The organism is Streptomyces venezuelae, from assembly GCF_008642335.1.
GTDB classification, from domain to species: Bacteria; Actinomycetota; Actinomycetes; order Streptomycetales; family Streptomycetaceae; genus Streptomyces; species Streptomyces venezuelae_F.
In genome coordinates this window covers 3,305,676-3,325,261 of record NZ_CP029191.1, presented here as the reverse complement: position 1 = coordinate 3,325,261, position 19,586 = coordinate 3,305,676, and the positions used below count along the sequence as shown (strand labels likewise).

Here is a 19,586-nt window from a genome sequence, read left to right as displayed (position 1 = left end):
GGCCCTCGTCCCGCCCCCCTCAGCCCCCCGCCCGCAGCATCGCCCGAACCACCGGCCCCGCCGAGTCCCCGCCATGCCCGCCCTCCTGCACGACCGCCGCCGACGCCAGGTCGCCCCGGTACGCCGTGAACCAGCCGTTGGGCTTCTTCTGGCCGTCGACCTCCGCCGAACCCGTCTTCGCGCCCATGTCGGAGCCGAGGCCCGACATGGGCTTGACCGCCGTGCCCGCGACCGCGGTGTAGTGCATCAGGTCCCGCAGCGCCGCGGCCGTCGAGCCCGACATCTTGCGCGGCGCCGTCGCCAGCTCGCGGTCGTCCACGTCGGGCGAGACCAGGTAGGGCTGCTTGAACTCGCCCGATTTCACCGTTGCCGCCACCGACGCCATGTTCAACGGATTCATCCGCACCCCACCCTGCCCGATGAGCGAGGCCGCCATCTGCGCGTCGCTCTGGACCGGTACCGCGCCGTCGAAGGACGAGACGCCGATCGACCAGTTGTCGCGGCCGAGTCCGAAGACTTCCTGGGCCTGCTTGGTGAGGGAGTCGTTCTCCAGCTTCTTGGCCTGGCTGATGAAAGCCGTGTTGCAGGACCGCGCGAAGCTCGCCCGGAACGTACCGCCCTTGATCTGGAACTTGTCGTCGTTCTGGAACTTCCAGCCGCCGTACGTCTCGTACTTGGGGCAGGGGTGCTTCTTGTCGACTCCGGCGAGCTTTTTCTCCAGGAGCAGCGACGAGCTGATGACCTTCATCGTGGAGCCGGGCGCGATCGAGCCCTGGAACGCCGTGTTGAAGCCCGCCGGTTCGGAGTTGGCCGCGGCCAGGATCTCGCCGGTGCTGGGCTTGACGACCACGACGGAGGCGCGCTTCCGCTTCGCCGTCTCGCGTTCGGCGGCCGACTGGAGCGAGCCACTGAACGTCGTCTTCAGCGTTCCCGGCGTGCCGGGGGAGAGCGTGAGGAGCGTCTTGTCGGGCGTTGCCTTGGAGTCGTCCTCACCGGCCCCGCCCTGCTTCGCCTCCGCCTTCTCCGCGCGGATCACCCGCAGTTCGACGCCCGCCTTGCCGCCCGCCTTCTTCCCGTACTTCTCGCGCAGCCCGTCGACGACCGTGCCCAGCGACGGGTACTTCGCCGCCGTCAGCTCCGCGCCGTCCCGGTCCACCGCCTTGATCGGCGGGTCGCCCGCCTCACCCGTGACCAGCCGGTCGCCCTCCTTCAGGTCCGGGTGGACCACCGAGGGCTCCCAGCCGACCAGCGTCTCGCCGTCGCTCTTCCGGCGGACGACCGTGAGTTCGGACTCGTACGAGAGGGCCTTGGTCTTTCCCTCGTACGAGACCGTGGCCGCGGCCTTGAACGGTACGTCGGTGCCCGCGCGCTTGCCCGGCGTCAGGCGGGGCTTCGTGAGGTGGGCGTCCTTGCGGTAGGACGTCAGGGCCTTCTTCGCCGCCGAGGGGTCGTCCGTCAGTGCTGCCGCCCGGGTCGCGTCGCCCTTCGCCCACGCGGTGAGGAACGCCTGTGCGGTGGACCGGACTTCGGCCGGCTTCGGCGGGCCCGACGCCACCGGCTTCTCGTCGACGGTCGAGCCGTCCCCGGAACCCGAGCCGCCGGACAGCGCGAACGCGGCGGCCCCCACGCCGCACACGACCACGGCCGCGGCCCCGCCGAGCACACCCGGGTGCGCTCTCCTGTTCCCGACACGGCCACCGCCGCCGACGTTCTTGCGCCCGGTGGCGCGCCTTCGCTTGCCCACAAACCCTCCGCAGTTCCCCGGAACCCCCGGCTCCCCAGAGCCTGAAGGCCACCTTAGAGGCGTACGGAGAAGCCCTTGACCAGTTCGCCGCCCGGCCGGGCGACGGACCCGCGCACCGATTACCCTGCGCCCAGCACCGCCGCCACGATCGGCCCCGCCGAGTCGCCGCCGTGCCCGCCCCGCTGTGCGAGCGCGGCCGCCGCGACATCGCCCCGGTACCCCGTGAACCAGCTGTCCGACACCTCCTGGCCGCCGATCTCGGCCGAGCCGGTCTTCGCGCCGATGTCGGTGCCGAGCCCGGCCATGGCGCGTGCGCCGGTGCCGCTGACCGCCGTGCGGTTCATCATCTGGCGCAGCTGCTGGACGGTGGACGCGCGCAGGCCCTGAGCAGTGGCCAGTTGGCGGTCGTCGAGCGAGGCCGGCACGATCACGGGCTGCCGGAAGGTGCCCGTCATCGCCGTCGCCGTGACCGAGGCCATGTTCAGCGGGTTCATCGTGACCTCGCCCTGGCCGATGGCGTTGGACGCGCGGTTGGGCCCGGGGGACTCGGGGACGGAGCCGTCGAACGACGGGACGCCGACCTTCCAGTCCTGGCCCAGGCCGAAGTTGTTCCGTGCCTCCTCGGTGAGGGACGCGTCCGATATGCCGTCCTCGTCGATGAGCTTCACGAACGCCGTGTTGCAGGAGCGCGCGAAGTCCTCCGAGAACGTCGCGGACTCGTTGGGCGTCATGCCCTTGAGGTTGTTGAACGTCTGGCTCTGCCAGGTCGCGGAGGCCGGGCAGGGCGCGGGGCCGCTCGCCTTCGTCACGCCCTTGTCGATGAGCATCGCCGCCGAGACGATCTTCATCGTCGAGCCGGGCGGGACCTTGCCGAGGAACGCCGCGTTGAACCCGTCCTTGCGGTTGTTGGCGACCGCGAGGACCTCACCGGTGCTCGGCTTCAGCGCGACCACGGACGAGTCGTCGCTGCGCAGCACCGCCTGCTCCGCGGCCTTCTGGACGCCCGCGCTGAGCGTCGTGTGCAGCTTGCCGGGTTTGCCGGGCGCGAGGCTGACCAGGGAACGGGCGCCCGCGTCGTCGTCCGCGTGCTGGACGTACAGCTCCACGCCGGGCTTTCCGCCCGCGCTTTCGCCGTACGTGTCGCGCAGCTTGTCCAGGATCGGGCCGAGCGAGGGGTAGTCCTTCTTGCGCAGGACGGTGCCCGCGCGGTCCACGGCCTGGATGGGCGGGGTGGCCGACTCGCCCGTCACGAGGGTGTCGCCCTTCTCCAGGGAAGGGTGGATGACGGCTTCCGACCAGTCGACGAGCGCGCGCCCGGTGGTCTTGCCGCGGACGACGGTGAGCTGCGAGTCGTACGCGAAGGGCTTGCTCTTTCCCTTGTACGACACCGTTGTCGAGACGGAGAACGGCACGCGGGCGCCGGACGCCTGCTTCGGGACGAGCTTCGCCTTCGTCAGGTGCGCGTCCTCGCGGAAGCCGGTCAGCGACTCCTCGGCCGCCGCGAAGTTGTTCGTGTACGCCGCGGCCTGCCTGGCGTCGCCCTTGGCCCACGCCTCCAGGAACTTGCGGGCCGTCTCACGGACCTCGCCGTCCGACGGCGGCCCCGTCTTCACCTCGGCCGCCTCCGACCGCGGCGAACCGTCGTCCCCGTTCACGTCGCTCACCAAGTTGTACGCGCCGTACCCGGCGCCCCCCACCATGACGGCGAAGACCCCACCGACCAACGCGGCCTTTGCACCTCTGCGCACGATGCGCCCCCCTCCCCAGGAGCCTTCCCGGACATATCCGGGAAGGTCATTCGCCCTGAACACTAAGGGGCCCGTGGGGGCGGGAGTGAGGTACGGGGCTGTCGTTATCCGAAGGTGTCCTAGGTGCGTACTACACCTGATCGCGGGTGTTCGGAGCTCCGCCGAAAACCATGCGGTGCGCGCGGGCCGTGTCCATGTATTCGCGCACCCGGTGAATCAGCCCATCCTGGAGCTCGAAGACGAAGCAGTAGTCGTTGGCGTAATGGTTGCCGTTGGCCAGGGTCGCCGTCATGGTCTCCTCGACGGTCACCCGGTCGCCGTCGGCGTAGAACCCGTGGAAGGTGACGGCGACGTCGCGCACGAAGAAGCGAGGGAAGTCGACGGCCAGAAACCGCACGATCGCGTCCCTGCCGACCAGATGACCTGGCCCCTCCAGCGCGACGGCGGTGGCGTTCTCCGGGGGTGCGAGCCACTCCGCGTCCTCGGTGAAGACGGCCGCGATGCGCTCGGCGTCGTGGCCGGCGAAGGCCTTCCAGGCGTTCTTGACGAGGGTGCGGCTCTGTACCGAGCGGCTCTGCTCCGACATGCCCGCGACCTTAGGCGGCGCGACTTCACGGGAGCTGGCCGTTTTCCGACATGACCCTCGGCCCGCCCGAGGATCACGCCGCTAGACCCACGTGTCGAGCCACATCCTCGATCGCCACGAATCGATCGGGATCGCCGTGCCCGTGTAGATCGGCCAGAAGTAGATGAAGTTCCAGAGGATGAGCAGGACGAGGACGCCCGAGGCCGCGGCGCCCACGACCCGGCGGCGCTCACTGGACCCCGGCGGGCCGAGGATCGCGCCGATCGTCATCGCCACCGCGAGGCACAGGAACGGCACGAAGACGACCGCGTAGAAGTAGAAGATCGTCCGCTCCTGGTAGAAGAACCAGGGCAGATAGCCCGCCACGACGCCGCACAGGATCGCGCCCGCCCGCCAGTCGCGGCGGAACGCCCACCGCCACAGGACGTAGAGGAGCGCGAAGGCCGCCGCCCACCACAGCAGCGGTGTGCCGAGCGCGAGGACCTCGCGGGCGCACTTCTCCGTGGTGTCCGGCGGGCAGCCGTCCTTGCCGGGCAGCGGCGACTCGTAGAAGTACGAGACGGGCCTGCCGTCGACGATCCAGCTCCACGGGTTGGACTGGTAGGTGTGCGGCGAGGAGAGGCCCACGTGGAACTCGTACACCGCGTGCTCGTAGTGCCAGAGGCTGCGCACCCAGTCCGGCAGCCACGTCCAGTGGCCGCCCTTGCCCGCCGTCGCCGCCCAGTTGCGGTAGTAGCCGCCGGTGCCGTCCGTCGGCGACAGGATCCAGCCGAGCCACGAGATCACGTACGTGGCGAGCGCCACCGGCACCGTCGACACGAACGCCGGGAGCACGTCCCGCCGCAGCACCGCGAGGTGGGGCCGGCGCGCACCGGCCACCCGGCGCGCGCCCACGTCCCAGAAGACGGTCATCAGGCAGAAGAAGACCATGACGTACAGGCCGTTCCACTTCGTGCCGAACGCGAGCCCCAGGCAGAGCCCGGCCGCCCACCGCCACGGCCGCCACCCCAGCCGCAGCGTCTGCGCGACGTGCGCGTCGGGGCGCACCCGCCCGTCCTCGTCCACCGGCAGGGCGGCCGCGAGCCGCGCCCGCGCCTTGTCCCTGTCGATCAGGAAGCACCCGAACGCGGCGAGCACGAAGAACATCAGGACCTGGTCGAGCAGCGCCGTGCGGCTCATCACGAAGTGCAGGCCGTCCGCCGCGAGCAGCGCGCCCGCGAGACACCCGAGGAACGTCGAGCGGAAGAGCCGCCGTCCGATCCGGCACAGCATCAGCACCGACAGCGTGCCGAGCACCGCCGTCATGAAGCGCCAGCCGAACGGGTCGAAGCCGAACATCCATTCGCCGACGCCGATCACGTACTTGCCGACGGGCGGATGCACCACGTACGACGCGTCGTGCGGGATCGCGATGTCGCCGCCCTGCTTCAGGACGTCGCCGTTGACCTTCTCGGGCCAGTTGACCTCGAAGCCGCGGTGGATGAGCGCCCACGCGTCCTTCGCGTAGTACGTCTCGTCGAATATCACGGCCTTCGGATTGCCCAGGTTCCAGAAGCGGGCCACCCCGGCGACGAGCGTGATCAGCAGCGGACCGACCCAGCCGGACCACCGCCCCACCAGGTCCGCGGCCCTCTTCGACAGGCCGAGCGTCATCCACAGGCGGGGACTCGGCCGGGTGTACGCGGGTACGAGACGCGCCCTCACGTCCTGCCTCGGCCGCTCCACATGGCCGAATCGGCGCAGCCGCCGCTGCCACGGAGGCTGCTGCTCCTCGGCCGCCTGGCCCTCGCGGGTGTCCGGGGAAGACGCGGTACTGGTCACCGCGCCATCGTAGGGAACCAGACTGTGCGAGTCCCGTCCGTGGGCCCTGCGAGGATGGAAGAGTGACAGGAAGCGCTGATTCCCCCGGAACCCTTGTGTTGGCAGGCACGCCCATCGGCGACGTCGCCGACGCGCCGCCGCGGCTCGCCGCCGAACTGGAGTCGGCCGATGTCGTCGCCGCCGAGGACACGCGGCGCCTGCGCAGGCTCACCCAGGCGCTCGGCGTGCAGGTCGGCGGGCGGGTCGTCTCGTACTTCGAGGGCAACGAGACCGCGCGCACGCCCGAGCTGGTCGAGGCGCTGGTGGGCGGCGCGCGCGTGCTGCTCGTGACGGACGCGGGCATGCCGTCCGTCTCCGACCCCGGCTACCGCCTGGTCGCGGCCGCCGTCGAGCGGGACGTGCGGGTCACCGCCGTGCCCGGCCCGTCGGCCGTGCTCACCGCACTCGCCCTCTCCGGGCTGCCCGTGGACCGCTTCTGCTTCGAGGGCTTCCTGCCGCGCAAGGCCGGCGAGCGGCTCTCGCGCCTCAAGGAGGTCGCGGAGGACCGCAGGACGCTCGTGTACTTCGAGGCGCCGCACCGCATCGACGACACGCTCGCCGCGATGGCCGAGGCGTTCGGCGAGGAGCGCAGGGCCGCGGTCTGCCGCGAGCTGACCAAGACGTACGAAGAGGTCAAGCGCGGTTCGCTGAAGGAACTCGCCGAGTGGGCGGCCGACGGCGTACGGGGCGAGATCACCGTCGTCGTCGAAGGCGCGCCCGAGAAGAGCGCGGCGGAACTCGGTCCGGACGAGCTGGTGCGCAGGGTGCGGGTGCGCGAGGAGGCGGGGGAGCGACGCAAGGAGGCGATCGCCGCGGTGGCCGCTGAAGCGGGCCTTCCCAAACGCGAGGTGTTCGATGCCGTCGTCGCGGCAAAGAATGCGGATCGCGGCAGCCCATCGGCTGGCAAAGGACTATCGTGAAAAGCAAAGCGCGGGCCGCGCACCAGGCTCTTTTCGGGCCCCTTTCCTAAGGAATGGCCAAAACGGCTCCAATGCTCGACAGGTCTGATGCGCTCGCTCCCGGAAAGGCGTCCACTGGTTGAAGGGACGCACCCGTCCCCACGCTTCCGGCCGGGGCCTTCCCCGACGCCGGGAGTGCTTGTCCCTCGGGCAAGAGGAGCAGCTGGCATGAGTGAGATCGCAGACACCGGCCACCCCACCACGGCGCTGAATGTCGTTCACGAGTCGTACGCCTTCGCCTGCATGCGGTGCGGGCACGGCTGGGAGCAGTCCTACGAGATAGAGCACCACGTGGACGCCAAGGGGCAGGAGTTCGTGCTGTACAAGGCGGAGGGCGCGCGCGTGCCGTCGCCGCTGACCCGGCCCACGTGCCTGAACTGCGGCGGCCACGTCGTGCGGATCATGCGTGCCGGCCAGGTGTCCTCCGTGCTCGACATGATGCGGCGGCAGCACGCGGGGACGGCCAAGGGTGTTGGGAAGCCGGCGGGTCCTGTGGACGCGGTCGAGCCGGGCGCCGCCGGGGCCGGCGAGGGTGACGGCGCGGAACGCCACCACTGGCACCTGTCCGACCTGCTGCACCCTTTCCAGCACCGTAGGGCGCAGTAGGCCCGGTCCGGACCGGCGTGGCTCTTCTGTAAGAAGGGGCCCATCCGGCCGGCTGCTCTTCTTCGTAGGATCGAGGCATGCCTTCGAAGAACGCCGACGTACCGCCGCCCCTGCCCGAACCGCTCCGGGTGGCGGTCGCCGACTCCCACACCCACCTCGACATGCAGTCGGGCACCGTGGAGGAGGGTCTCGCCAAGGCCGCGTCGGTCGGCGTGACGACGGTGGTCCAGGTGGGCTGCGACGTACGTGGTTCGCGGTGGGCGGCCGAGACCGCCGCCGCGCACGACAGCGTGCACGCCACCGTCGCCCTCCACCCGAACGAAGCGCCCCGCATCGTCCTCGGCGACCCCGACGGCTGGTCCCGGCAGGGCGCCCGCGAACCCGGCGGTGACAGCGCACTCGACGAGGCGCTCGCCGAGATCGACCGGCTCGCCGCCCTGCCGCACGTGCTCGGCGTCGGCGAGACCGGCCTCGACTACTTCCGCACGGGCCCCGAGGGCATGGCGGCCCAGGAGCGTTCGTTCCGCGCGCACATCGAGATCGCCAAGCGGCACGGCAAGGCGCTGGTCATCCACGATCGCGAGGCCCACGAGGACGTGCTACGCGTTCTGAAGGAGGAGGGCGCCCCCGAGCGCACCGTCTTCCACTGCTACTCCGGCGACGCCGACATGGCCCGTATCTGCGCCGAGCACGGCTACTTCATGTCCTTCGCGGGCAACGTCACCTTCAAGAACGCGCAGGGGCTGCGCGACGCGCTGGCCGTCGCCCCGCTCGACCTGGTCCTCGTGGAGACCGACGCGCCGTTCCTGACGCCCGCCCCGTACCGCGGACGGCCCAACGCCCCGTATCTCATTCCGGTCACGGTGCGCGCCATGGCCGAAATCCGCGGTATCGACGAGGACGCCATGGCCACGGCGGTCTCGGCGAACACGGCACGCGCGTTTGCTTACTGACCGATAACGGTCCGCGCCTCCGGCAGGGGCAGCTCAGGTCAACGCGGCGACACAGCGTAGCGGCCCTGCTTTGGAGAGTGACGAGAGCTCCGCTAGGTTCTGTCCGCCCCGGTACGGACCCCTGGAGCGTCATCGTGAGCAACTCGCAGTACGAGACGTACGAGACGACGTACGCGCCGCAGTACGGCCCGCCGTCGTACGAGCCCGCCTACGAGGTGTGGCAGGAGACGTCGTACTCCTACCAGGTGGCGTACGAGGAGACGCTGGACGGCGCGCCGCTCGCACCGGAACGCACGTACGAGCCCGAGCCCGTGGCGCCCGAGACCGTGGCGCCCCAGCCCGTGGTGCCCGCTCCCGGGCGGGCCGCGATGCGGCGGGGCGGGCGGGGCAGGAAGTCCGCGCGAGCTCCTGAACGGACCTCGCGAGCTCCTGAACGCACCGGAGCCGTAGCCGGTATCGGGGCCGGGCCCGATGCGATGCGGCGGCTCGTCCCGCAGGCTCTCGTCGTCGCGTTCCTCGCCGGCGGCACGTCCGCGTTCGTCGCCAACGACAAGGCCGTGCAGCTCATCGTCGACGGCAAGCCCCGCACCCTGCACACCTTCGCGGACGACGTCGGTGAACTCCTCGCCGACGAGGGCGTGGACGTCGGCGACCACGACATCGTCGCGCCCGCGTCGACCACGGCCCTGGCCAGCGGCGACGAGATCGCCGTCCGCTACGGCCGGCCCGTCCACCTCACCCTCGACGGGGAGCGCCGCCGGGTGTGGACCACGGCGCGCACGGTGGACGGGGCGCTGCGGCAGCTCGGGGTGCGCGCGGAGGGCGCGCACCTGTCGGCGTCGCGCAGCAGCCGCATCGGGCGCGACGGCCTCGCCCTCGACGTCCGCACGGAACGCACCGTCACGATCATGGCGGACGGCCGGGAGCGGACGATCCGCACGAACGCGGCGACGGTACGGGAAGCGGTCGCCGAGTCCGGGGTGACCCTGCGCGGCCAGGACACGACGTCGGTCGATCCCGACAGCTTCCCGCGCGACGGCCAGACGGTGACGGTCATGCGGATCACGGGCACGCGGGAGGTCCGGGAGGAGCAGATCCCGTTCGACGTGGAGCGGACCGAGGACCCGACGCTCTTCCGGGGCACGGAGGTCGTGGCGCACGCGGGGCAGACGGGTGTCAGACGGGTCACGTACACGGTGCGCACGGTCAACGGCGTCAAGCAGAAGCCGAAGCGGGTCGCTTCCGAGGTGGTGCGGGAGCCGCGGAAGCGGGTGATCAAGGTCGGCACGAAGCAGATGCCGATGTCGGTGGCCGGGGCGGACGACCTCAACTGGGGCGGGCTCGCGCACTGCGAGTCGGGCGGACGGCCCGGCGCGGTGGACCCGTCGGGGACGTACGGCGGCCTGTACCAGTTCGACACGCGGACCTGGCAGGGCCTCGGCGGCTCGGGCCGCCCCCAGGACGCCCCCGCGGCGGAACAGACGTTCCGGGCGAAGAAGCTCTACGTACAGCGAGGCGCGAGCCCCTGGCCCCACTGCGGCAGCAGGCTGTAGGGCGGGCGCGGCGGCCGCGGGCCGGGCAGGGGGCCGGGGCCCCTTAACCTGGTGCGGTGAGCACTGAGCAAGGCGCCCTCCTCGGCCCCGCCGACATCCGCGAGCTGGCCGCTGCCCTGGGCGTACGCCCGACCAAGCAGCGCGGCCAGAACTTCGTCATCGACGCCAACACCGTACGGCGCATCGTCCGCACCGCGGAGGTCCGCCCGGACGACGTCGTCGTCGAGGTCGGGCCCGGCCTCGGGTCGCTGACCCTCGCGCTCCTGGAGACCGCCGCCCACGTCACCGCCGTGGAGATCGACGACGTGCTCGCCGAGGCGCTGCCCGCCACCGTGCAGGCCCGCCTCCCGGAGAAGATCGCGTCCTTCGGGCTCGTGCACAGCGACGCGATGCTCGTCAGCGAGCTGCCGGGCCCCGCGCCCACCGCGCTCGTCGCGAACCTCCCGTACAACGTGGCCGTGCCCGTCCTGCTCCACATGCTCGACACCTTCCCGACCATCGAGCGCACCCTCGTGATGGTGCAGGCCGAGGTCGCCGACCGGCTCGCCGCAGGGCCGGGCTCGCGCGTCTACGGCGTGCCGTCCGTGAAGGCCAACTGGTACGCGGAGGTGAAGCGCGCCGGGTCCATCGGCCGCAACGTCTTCTGGCCCGCGCCCAACGTCGACTCCGGACTCGTGTCGCTGGTGCGCCGCGCCGAACCGATCAAGACCAGTGCCTCCAAGCGCGAGGTCTTCGCCGTCGTCGACGCCGCGTTCGCGCAGCGCAGGAAGACGTTGCGGGCCGCCCTCGCCGGATGGGCCGGCTCCGCCGCCGCCGCGGAGGCCGCGCTGGTCGCCGCCGGAGTCTCGCCGCAGGCGCGCGGCGAGGCCCTGACCGTCGAGGAGTTCGCGCGGATCGCCGAGCACAAGGAGGCCGGCGCGTGAGCGTGACGGTACGGGTCCCCGCGAAGGTCAACGTCCAGCTGGCGGTCGGCGCCGCACGCCCCGACGGCTTCCACGACCTCGCCAACGTCTTCCTCGCCGTCGGCCTCTACGACGAGGTCACCGTCACCCCCGCCGACGAGCTGCGGGTGACCTGCGAGGGCCCCGGCGCGGACCAGGTCCCCCTGGACCGCACGAACCTGGCCGCCCGCGCCGCGGAACTCCTCGCCGCGCGGCACGGCATCGCGCCCGACGTGCACCTGCACATCGCCAAGGACATCCCCGTCGCCGGCGGCATGGCGGGCGGCAGCGCGGACGCCGCGGGCGCGCTCGTGGCGTGCGACGCGCTGTGGGGGACCGAGGCGACCTACGGCGAACTCAACGACATCTGCGCCGAGTTGGGCAGCGACGTGCCGTTCAGCCTGGTCGGCGGCGCCGCGCTCGGCACCGGGCGCGGCGAGAAGCTGGAACTCCTGGACGTCGGAGGCACCTTCTTCTGGGTCTTCGCCGTCGCCGACGGAGGCCTCTCCACGCCCTCCGTGTACCGCGAGTTCGACCGGCTCACCCCGGACGCGCCCGCCCCCGAGGCCTCGCCCGCCCTGCTCGCCGCCCTGCGCGACGGCGACGTCGACGCGCTCGCCGCGACGGTCACCAACGACCTGCAGCCCGCCGCCCTCTCCCTCTTCCCCTCGCTGCGCGACACCCTCGCCGCGGGCACGGCGGCGGGCGCGCTCGCCGCGCTGGTCTCCGGGTCGGGGCCGACGACGGCGTTCCTCGCACGGGACCATGAGTCCGCGGTGCGGGTGGCGGACGCGCTGGTGGCGTCGGGTACGTGCAGGACGGCACGGGTCGCGCAGTCGCCGGCGCCGGGCGCGACGCTGCTTTAGAACGCCTGTCTCCGCGCTTGGTACGCGGGTCTCCGCTGAGTTGTCCACAGGGTCGGGCACGGGCCGAGTGATCGCCGTAACCTGATTTCTCGACGCCCTGGGGACGGGCGGGCGGAACGAATCGGGGGAGCCATGTCACACACGCCATCGGATACGCCGAAGCCTTCGGGCCCGCCCCCGCCGCCGCCTCCGCCGGGCATGGGCGCACCGCCAGCTTTCCCGTCCGGGCCACCCGGGCCGCCCCCCGTCCCCTATCCCCGCTACTACGTCCCGATCCCGCCCCGGCCCGCCCCGGTCGCCGGGATCGGTACGGCGGCCATGGTGCTGCTCGGCGGTGTCTCGACGCTCGCGCTGCTGCGGCTGGTCGCGGACTTCGATCTGTACGACGCTCTGGGGCGCTCCTGGTACGGGTTCTACCGGGACGACGACATCGGGGACTTCTGGGGCTTCGCCATGGCGCTGCTCGGCATCGGATTCCTCGCGGCGATCCCCGTCTTCCTGACGTGGTTCAACCGCGTGCGGACCAACGCGGAGGTCTTCGCCCCGGGACGGCACCGCCAGTCGCCGGGCATGGCCATCGGCGCGTGGTTCATACCGTTCGCCAACTGGTGGATACCGAAGCAGATCACCGACGACATCATCGCGGTCAGCGACCCCTCGGGCGGCGCGCGGCCGACGGCGTACACGGCGTACGGCCACCCCGCGCCCTACGCCCGTCCCGGGCAGGGCGCCGTCACCGCGTGGTGGGCGACCTGGGTCGCGTCCAGCGCGCTGAGCGCGCTCGGCTGGCTGCTGCTCATCGCCGCCGACGACGGCGACAGGGGGCAGGGCCGCACGGCCGTGCTGATGTTCATGCTCTCGGACGCCGCGCTGATAGCCGCCGGCATCTGCGGCATCGTGATGATCCGGACGATCACCACCATGCAGGACCTCCGCCTCGGCTTCGCCTACCCGGGAATGCGGATGCCGCCACCGCCGCCCACGGGCCCCCGGCACTGGTGAGCGGTTCGCGGGCGAAGGACCACCCGCGCGGGCGACTACGCTGATAAGTCGATCGTCCCCCCTGTCAGGAGTGAAATGGCCGTCAATCTGGTCAATGTCGAGGCAGTCAGCAAGGTGTACGGCACCCGTGCCCTGCTCGACGGCGTCTCACTCGGCGTGTCCGAGGGGGACAGGATCGGCGTCGTGGGGCGCAACGGCGACGGGAAGACCACCCTGATCCGGATGCTCGCCAAGCTGGAGGAGGCGGACACCGGCCGCGTCACGCACAACGGCGGGCTGCGCCTCGGCGTGCTGACGCAGCACGACTCCCTCGACCCGGCCGCCACCGTCCGGCACGAGGTCATCGGTGACCTCGCCGACCACGAGTGGGCGGGCAGCGCCAAGATCAGGGACGTGCTGACCGGGCTGTTCGGCGGGCTCGACCTGCCCGGGTTCCCGCAGGGGCTCGACACCGTCATCGGGCCGCTCTCCGGCGGCGAGCGGCGACGCATCGCGCTGGCGAAGCTGCTCATCGCCGAGCAGGACCTGATCGTGCTCGACGAGCCGACCAACCACCTCGACGTCGAGGGCATCTCGTGGCTGGCCCAGCATCTGCGGACGCGGCGCTCGGCGCTCGTGTGCGTGACGCACGACCGCTGGTTCCTGGACCAGGTGTGCACCCGCATGTGGGACGTGCAGAAGGGCTCCGTCTTCGAGTACGAGGGCGGGTACTCGGACTACGTGTTCGCGCGCGCCGAGCGTGAGCGCATCGCCGCCACCGAGGAGACCAAGCGGCAGAACCTGATGCGCAAGGAGCTGGCGTGGCTGCGGCGCGGCGCCCCGGCCCGCACCAGCAAGCCGAAGTTCCGCATCGAGGCGGCGAACGAACTGATCGCGGACGTGCCGCCGCCGCGCGACACCAGCGAGCTGATGAAGTTCGCGACGACGCGGCTCGGCAAGACCGTGTTCGACCTGGAGGACGTGTCCGTCCAGGCCGGACCCAAGCTGCTGCTCAAGCACCTCACCTGGCAGCTCGGCCCCGGCGACCGCATCGGCCTGGTCGGGGTGAACGGCGCGGGCAAGACATCGCTGCTGCGCGCCATGGCCGACGCCGCCCGCAGCGAAGGCGACGTGCAGCCCGCGGACGGGAAGATCGTCGTCGGCAGGACGGTGAAGCTGGCCTACCTCTCGCAGGAGGTCGCCGAGCTGAAGCCGACGCTGCGGGTCCTCGAAGCCGTGCAGCAGGTGCGCGAGCGCGTCGACCTCGGCAAGGGCCGCGAGATGACCGCGGGGCAGCTCTGCGAGACGTTCGGGTTCAACAAGGAGAAGCAGTGGACGCCGGTCGGCGACCTCTCCGGCGGTGAGCGGCGCAGGCTGCAGCTGCTGCGCCTCCTCATGGACGAGCCGAACGTCCTCTTCCTCGACGAGCCGACCAACGACCTCGACATCGAGACCCTGACGCAGCTGGAGGACGTGCTCGACGGCTGGCCGGGCTCCATGGTCGTGATCTCCCACGACCGGTTCTTCGTCGAGCGGACGACGGACAAGGTGTTCGCGCTCCTCGGTGACGCCACGATGCGGATGCTGCCGCGCGGCATCGACGAGTACCTGGAGCGCAGGCAGCGGATGGCGGCGGCCGCGACGCCGTCGGCCCCCGCGGCCGCGCCCGCCGCGGCGCAGGACGCCGGGACGAAGACCGTCTCCTCCGCGGAGGCCCGTGCCGCCAAGAAGGAGCTCCAGAAGATCGAGCGGCAGCTGGACAAGGTCTCCCAGAAGGAGGCCAAGCTCCACGCTCAAATCGCCGATAACGCCACGGACTTCGAAAAGGTGGCGAAACTGGACGCCGAGCTCCGTGAACTGATCGATGAGCGGGACGAGTTGGAAATGCGCTGGTTGGAGCTTGCGGAGGACGCGTAGAGCTCTCGTGCAGCTCGCATAACGGGTGCATTACAGGCCGGTCCTCCCTTGGGAACAGGGACAGGACCGGACCCGTGTGGTACGGGGGCAGGGTGATAGAAAGGCTGCCCTCAGCACCATTTGGCGTGCCGAAAAATCAGTGAAGGGGGGAGCGCTGATGACTCAGCCGCCCAACCAGCCGCCGTCCGGCGGCTTCGGAGCTCCGCAGCCGCCTGGCCAGCCGCAACAGCCGCCCAACCAGCCGCCGCAGCCGCCGGGCCAGGTACCGGGACAGCCGCCGCAGCCGGGTTACGGCTACCCGCAGCAGCCGGGCCCGTACAACCAGCCGACGCAGCCGGGGCCGTACGGCCAGCCGCAGCAGCCCGGCCCATACGGTCAGCCGCAGCAGCCGGGACCGTATGGAAATCAGCCACAGTACGGGTACGCGCAGCTGCCGACGCAGCCGCAGTTCGCGGGACCCGGCGCGCCCGGCACCCCGCCCGGCGACGGCAAGGGCAAGCGCAACAAGCTCGTCGTGATCGTCGCCGCCGCGGTGGCCGCGCTGCTCGTCGCCGGCGGTGTCACCTACGCCGTCGTCAGCGGTGACGACGGCGGCGAGAAGAAGCCCGAGGCGAAGAACAAGGACCCGAAGCCCACCGCGTCCGCGCCGGCCAACCCGGGCAACGGCAGCGGTGACGGCCACGAGGGCAAGGAAGACCTCAACGAGGGCCGCCAGGCCGGCGAGGCGAAGGTCCTCTGGTACAAGGAGGCGCCCAAGGTGCCCGGCTCCGGCGGCGACGCCCCGGGCATGTGGATCCAGGGCGACACCGTGGTCAAGGCCGCGTACAAGCAGCTCCTCGCGTACAACGTGAAGACCGGCAGGACCGCCTGGAAGGCCATCACCTTCCCGGAGAAGCTCTGCGCCGCGACCGAGACGGCCACCGACGACGGCAAGATCGTCGTCGCGTACAAGGACGGCTCGCAGAGCGGTGCCGAGTGCAACCAGATCCAGGTCATCGACCTGAAGACCGGGGACAAGGGCTGGGGCCACCCGGTCAAGAAGGAGGGCCTGTTCGACTCGGCCCTCTCCAGCAACCTGGTCCTCGTCGGCGACGTGCTGATGGTCGGCCGCGACCAGTCCGGCACGGCGCTGCGGATGAGCGACGGCAAGAAGCTCTACGTCGCGAAGAAGAAGGACGAGGGCACCTGCTTCCCCAACGGCTTCGCCGGCGGCGAGAAGCTCCTCATGGCTCTGTCCTGCGGCGCGAGCACGCCCACCGAGCACGACGAGCTCCAGCAGCTCGACCCGAAGACCGGGCGTGCGCTGTGGACCAAGAAGTTCCCCAAGGGCTGGCGCATCGGCAAGGTCTACTCGGGCAGTCCCACGGTCGTGTACCTCACCAATGAGGACAAGAAGAAGTGGAACATCTCGGTGCTGAAGGAGAACAGCGACGAGACGCGTTCCGAGGTCGTCACCGACGACAACTTCGCGCCCGAGTGCGACACGGCGATCCTCAACCGCAAGCTGGACGGCTGCCTGGGCGTGACGACGGACGACACGTACCTGTACCTGCCGTCCGATGAGAAGAGCGGCGCCAACCAGGTCGTCGCGTTCAGCCTGGCCACCGGCAAGGAGGCCTGGCGCGTCAAGTCGCCGCTGGACGAAACGATGCTGCCGCTGAAGGTCGAGGACGGCTCACTGATCGCGTACGTCAAACCGTCGTACGACTCCGGTGGCCGTGTCGTCTCCATCGCGACGTCGGGCTCGCACACGCCCAAGACCCTTCTGCGGCACCCGAAGGGCACCTCGCAGATCGAGAGCGGCTTCTACTCGAAGGACGTCGACTACGTGGACGGTCGCTTCTACATCTCGACGACCAACATCATGCGCACGTCCGGCCAGGCGAAGCTCATGCTCGCCTACGGCAAGTGACGCGCCCCCACCCAGTCATCCGCTCGACCGCTCTCGTCCCCAAGGAATAGACCCGTCATGACCCAGCCGCCCCAGCCACCCCAGCAGCCCCCGAACGAGCCCCCGCAGGGCGGCTTCGGCGCCCCGCAGGACCCTCCGCCCGGAGGCTTCGGCAAGGCCCCCGAGCCGTCGTACGGCTACCCGCAGACCCCGCCGCCCGCGGCCCCGCCCGCGCCCCCCGGCCAGCCGCCGCAGACCCCGCCGCCCGCGGCGCCCCCGGCGGCGCCCCCGGCCCCTCCCGCACCCCCGGCGGGCCAGCCCACCTACGGGTACCCCCAGGCGCCGCAGGCACCGCAGCCGCCCCAGGCCCCGCAGAGCTACGCCTACCCGACGCAGCCCGCGCAGCCCCAGGTCCCGCAGGGCTACGGCTATCCGACGCAGCCCGCGCAGCCGCAGTACCAGCACGGCTACCAGCAGCCGCCCACCATGCCGATGCAGCCGCAGCCCGGCGGCTCCGGCTCCGGCGGCGGCAAGAAGATCAGCGGCCAGACGACGATCATCATCGCGGCGGTCGCCGCGATCGCGCTGATCGTCGGCGGCGGCGTCTTCTACGCCTCGACGAAGGACGACGACTCCAAGAGCACCGCGCAGGAGTCGGGCGGCAAGGACGGCAAGGGCGGCAAGGGCGAGAAGGGCAAGGAGGGCGGCGGCGCGCTGCCCGATCAGGGCCCGGCCAAGGAGAAGGCCCCGGGCGACCCCGCGGCCAAGGTGGCCATGCAGCTCCCGCAGCCCGAGATCCCGAAGGACCAGATCTGGAACGCCACCGGATCCGTCCTCACCGACGACACCTACGTCAAGGCGGGCGTCAACGAGCTGAACGGCTACGACCCGGACACCGGCAAGGAGAAGTGGTCGATCCCGCTCTCCGGCATGATGTGCGCGATGTCGCCCGAGGTCACCGACGACGGCATCGCCGCGGTCGTCACCGAAGAGGCCAAGCGGAACAAGAAGGGCGACTACCAGCAGTGCACCAACGTCTCCGCGGTCGACCTGAAGTCCGGTAAGAAGCTCTGGACCGAGAGCGCCGAGAGCAACGGCGTGAAGGCGACGTTCAAGGAAGTCACCATCTCGGGCACCACGATCGCCGCGGGCTCGGGCACCTCCAGCGGCGGCGCCGCCTGGGACGTCAAGGGCACCTCCCTGTGGAAGCCGAAGGTCGGCAAGTGCAAGGACGTCGGGTACGCGGGCGGTGACCAGCTCGTCGCGATCCGCGAGTGCGGCACGTACGGCGACGAGACGCTGAAGGTCCAGCTCCTCGACCCGAAGACCGGCGACGACAAGTGGACGTACCCGATCGCCCCCGGCATCGACAACGCCAAGATCATCTCGACGAACCCGGTCGTCTTCGGCCAGGACACCACGAAGATCACGGCCTCCGGTGTCACGGACGTCTTCTCGCTGGGCAGCAACGGCAAGCTGCGCGCGAAGATCTCGCTGCCGGACGGGAAGTACGAGCACGACTGCGGCGTGAACATGGTCAACGACTGCAAGGCGATCGCGGTCGGCAACGACCGGCTGTACGTCCCGACGCGCCAGCACGACGGCAGTGGCGAGAGCTACAACCGCACCAACGAGATCGTGTCCTTCTCGCTGGCCACCGGCAAGCCCACCAGTGACCGTGCGGTCGCCGGCGACAACGGCGAGATCTTCCCGATCCGCATGGACGGCGGCAACGTCCTCGCGTACAAGGCGCACGGCTACAAGCAGGGCGCCCAGGTCGTCTCCCTCGACGGCAAGACGATGAAGGAGACCAAGCTCCTGGAGACCCCGAACTCCGAGGCGGTCACCGAGGCGATCAGCGGCATGGTCCCGAAGTCCAACGAACTCCTCTACGCGAACGGGCACTTGTTCCTCGGCAAGAAGCTGCTGAGCAAGCCCTACTCGAAGGACGACAAGGAGTACGTGGCACTCGGCTTCGTGGCCAAGTAAGGCCGCTTCGGCGCGAAGCAGTCGAACAGCGACGGCGCCACCGACGGCGGCGGGCGCCCCCACGCACCACGGGGGGCGCCCGCCGCCGTTCGCGTACCATCCGCGTCTCGCCAACGCCCCCCGAATGGCACGGATTTCGGCATTCCGGGCCGCTTCTGGCCGGTAGGGGGCGCGTAACGTCGAACAAGCGTGTAGCTTCCGGGGGATGAAGGGTCGGGGGGCCCGCGGGGAACTGGGGGGTTGCTATGGGTGTGCGGCTCATGGTGGTCGACGATCACCGACTGCTCGCCGAGGCCCTCGCCTCGGCACTGAAACTGCGCGGGCACCGCGTGCTCGCCGCCGCCGCGCCCGCCGCGGGCGCCGCGGAACTGGTCATCAGCAGGGCCCCGGAGGTCTGCCTCCTGGGGACGGCCACACCGGCCGAACCGGGCATGTTCGACCCGGTCGTGAAGATCAAGCGGGACCGTCCGCAGGTCGCGGTGGTGGTGCTCGGCCCGGTGCCGAGCCCGCGCGGGATCGCCGCGGCCTTCGCCTCCGGCGCCTCCGGTTACGTACGCCATGACGAGCGCATCGAAGGGGTGGAGCGCGCCATCATGAAGGCGCGCGCCGGGGAGGCCGCCGTCGCGCCCCAGCTGTTGCAGGGCGCGTTCAGCGAACTGCTCAATCCGGCCGCGCAGCCCGACGACGAGGGTCAGCGGCTGCTGCAGATGCTCACGCCCCGCGAGGTCGAGGTCCTGGTGCGGGTCGCCGACGGCGAGGACACCCGGCTGATCGCCGCGGGCATGGGGATAGCCCCGAGCACCGCGCGCACCCATGTGCAGCGGGTCCTGATGAAGCTGGGTGTCGGGTCGCGTCTGGAGGCCGCCGCGCTCGCGGCGCGCACGGGTCTGCTGGAGCGCGCCGAGCGTCCCGCGTCGGCGTACGCGCACCATGCCGGCGCCGCGGAGGGCGCGGACATGACGACGGGGCCCGAGCCACCGCGGTGAACTCGG

Annotated in this window: 15 protein-coding genes; 11 read left to right on the top strand and 4 right to left on the bottom strand. The window is 71.1% G+C overall.

All coding sequences use genetic code 11. The annotated features are described in order from the left end of the window. Positions 1-19: 19 nt before the first annotated feature. The 4 genes from DEJ49_RS14810 to DEJ49_RS14795 all read right to left on the bottom strand — a co-directional run bounded on the left by DEJ49_RS14810 (position 20) and on the right by DEJ49_RS14795 (position 5,899). Positions 20-1,744 carry a penicillin-binding transpeptidase domain-containing protein gene (locus DEJ49_RS14810; protein ID WP_411757162.1) on the bottom strand — a complete coding sequence of 575 codons (1,725 nt, stop codon included), beginning with the start codon at positions 1,742-1,744 and terminating at the stop codon, positions 20-22. Positions 1,745-1,863: 119 nt separating this feature from the next. Next, positions 1,864-3,492: a penicillin-binding transpeptidase domain-containing protein gene (locus DEJ49_RS14805; RefSeq protein ID WP_150184553.1), complete on the bottom strand. Its 1,629-nt coding sequence runs from the start codon at positions 3,490-3,492 to the stop codon at positions 1,864-1,866. Positions 3,493-3,622: 130 nt separating this feature from the next. After that, positions 3,623-4,078 (bottom strand): nuclear transport factor 2 family protein, encoded by a 456-nt coding sequence (locus DEJ49_RS14800; protein WP_150184552.1) that lies wholly within the window; start codon positions 4,076-4,078, stop codon positions 3,623-3,625. Positions 4,079-4,159: 81 nt separating this feature from the next. Then, the gene (locus DEJ49_RS14795; RefSeq protein WP_150184551.1) at positions 4,160-5,899 is read right to left on the bottom strand and encodes a dolichyl-phosphate-mannose--protein mannosyltransferase; all 1,740 of its coding nucleotides are present in this window, start codon (positions 5,897-5,899) and stop codon (positions 4,160-4,162) included. A 95-nt stretch (positions 5,900-5,994) separates the two neighbouring features. On the opposite strand from DEJ49_RS14795, the gene rsmI reads away from it, so the two are divergent. The 11 genes from rsmI to DEJ49_RS14740 all read left to right on the top strand — a co-directional run bounded on the left by rsmI (position 5,995) and on the right by DEJ49_RS14740 (position 19,580). Next, a complete protein-coding gene (gene rsmI / locus DEJ49_RS14790; protein WP_263398801.1) occupies positions 5,995-6,858 on the top strand; it encodes a 16S rRNA (cytidine(1402)-2'-O)-methyltransferase in 864 nt (287 codons plus the stop codon). Positions 6,859-7,065: 207 nt separating this feature from the next. Further along, positions 7,066-7,503, top strand: a complete 438-nt coding sequence (locus DEJ49_RS14785) for a hypothetical protein (protein WP_150184549.1) — start codon at positions 7,066-7,068, stop codon at positions 7,501-7,503. A gap of 77 nt (positions 7,504-7,580) precedes the next feature. Beyond that, on the top strand, positions 7,581-8,456 hold the full coding sequence (locus tag DEJ49_RS14780; protein WP_150184548.1) for a TatD family hydrolase: 876 nt from the start codon (positions 7,581-7,583) through the stop codon (positions 8,454-8,456). 134 nt (positions 8,457-8,590) lie between these two features. Further along, positions 8,591-10,009, top strand: coding sequence for a resuscitation-promoting factor (locus DEJ49_RS14775; RefSeq protein ID WP_150184547.1), 1,419 nt, complete (start codon positions 8,591-8,593; stop codon positions 10,007-10,009). Between the two features lie 56 nt (positions 10,010-10,065). Continuing rightward, a complete protein-coding gene (rsmA, locus tag DEJ49_RS14770) occupies positions 10,066-10,932 on the top strand; it encodes a 16S rRNA (adenine(1518)-N(6)/adenine(1519)-N(6))-dimethyltransferase RsmA (RefSeq protein ID WP_150184546.1) in 867 nt (288 codons plus the stop codon). Continuing rightward, on the top strand, positions 10,929-11,816 hold the full coding sequence (locus DEJ49_RS14765; RefSeq protein ID WP_150184545.1) for a 4-(cytidine 5'-diphospho)-2-C-methyl-D-erythritol kinase: 888 nt from the start codon (positions 10,929-10,931) through the stop codon (positions 11,814-11,816). The genes rsmA and DEJ49_RS14765 overlap by 4 nt, the downstream gene beginning before the upstream one ends. 132 nt (positions 11,817-11,948) lie before the next feature. Beyond that, positions 11,949-12,818, top strand: a complete 870-nt coding sequence (locus tag DEJ49_RS14760; protein WP_190329354.1) for a DUF4328 domain-containing protein — start codon at positions 11,949-11,951, stop codon at positions 12,816-12,818. Between the two features lie 75 nt (positions 12,819-12,893). Further along, positions 12,894-14,714 (top strand): ABC-F family ATP-binding cassette domain-containing protein, encoded by a 1,821-nt coding sequence (locus tag DEJ49_RS14755; protein ID WP_150184543.1) that lies wholly within the window; start codon positions 12,894-12,896, stop codon positions 14,712-14,714. Between the two features lie 157 nt (positions 14,715-14,871). Continuing rightward, positions 14,872-16,626: a PQQ-binding-like beta-propeller repeat protein gene (locus DEJ49_RS14750; RefSeq protein ID WP_150184542.1), complete on the top strand. Its 1,755-nt coding sequence runs from the start codon at positions 14,872-14,874 to the stop codon at positions 16,624-16,626. Positions 16,627-16,683: 57 nt separating this feature from the next. Further along, entirely contained in the window at positions 16,684-18,594 is a 1,911-nt protein-coding gene (locus DEJ49_RS14745) for a PQQ-binding-like beta-propeller repeat protein (protein ID WP_150184541.1), read from the top strand. Positions 18,595-18,839: 245 nt separating this feature from the next. After that, positions 18,840-19,580, top strand: a complete 741-nt coding sequence (locus tag DEJ49_RS14740) for a helix-turn-helix transcriptional regulator (RefSeq protein ID WP_223832836.1) — start codon at positions 18,840-18,842, stop codon at positions 19,578-19,580. The last annotated feature ends 6 nt before the right edge of the window (positions 19,581-19,586 follow it).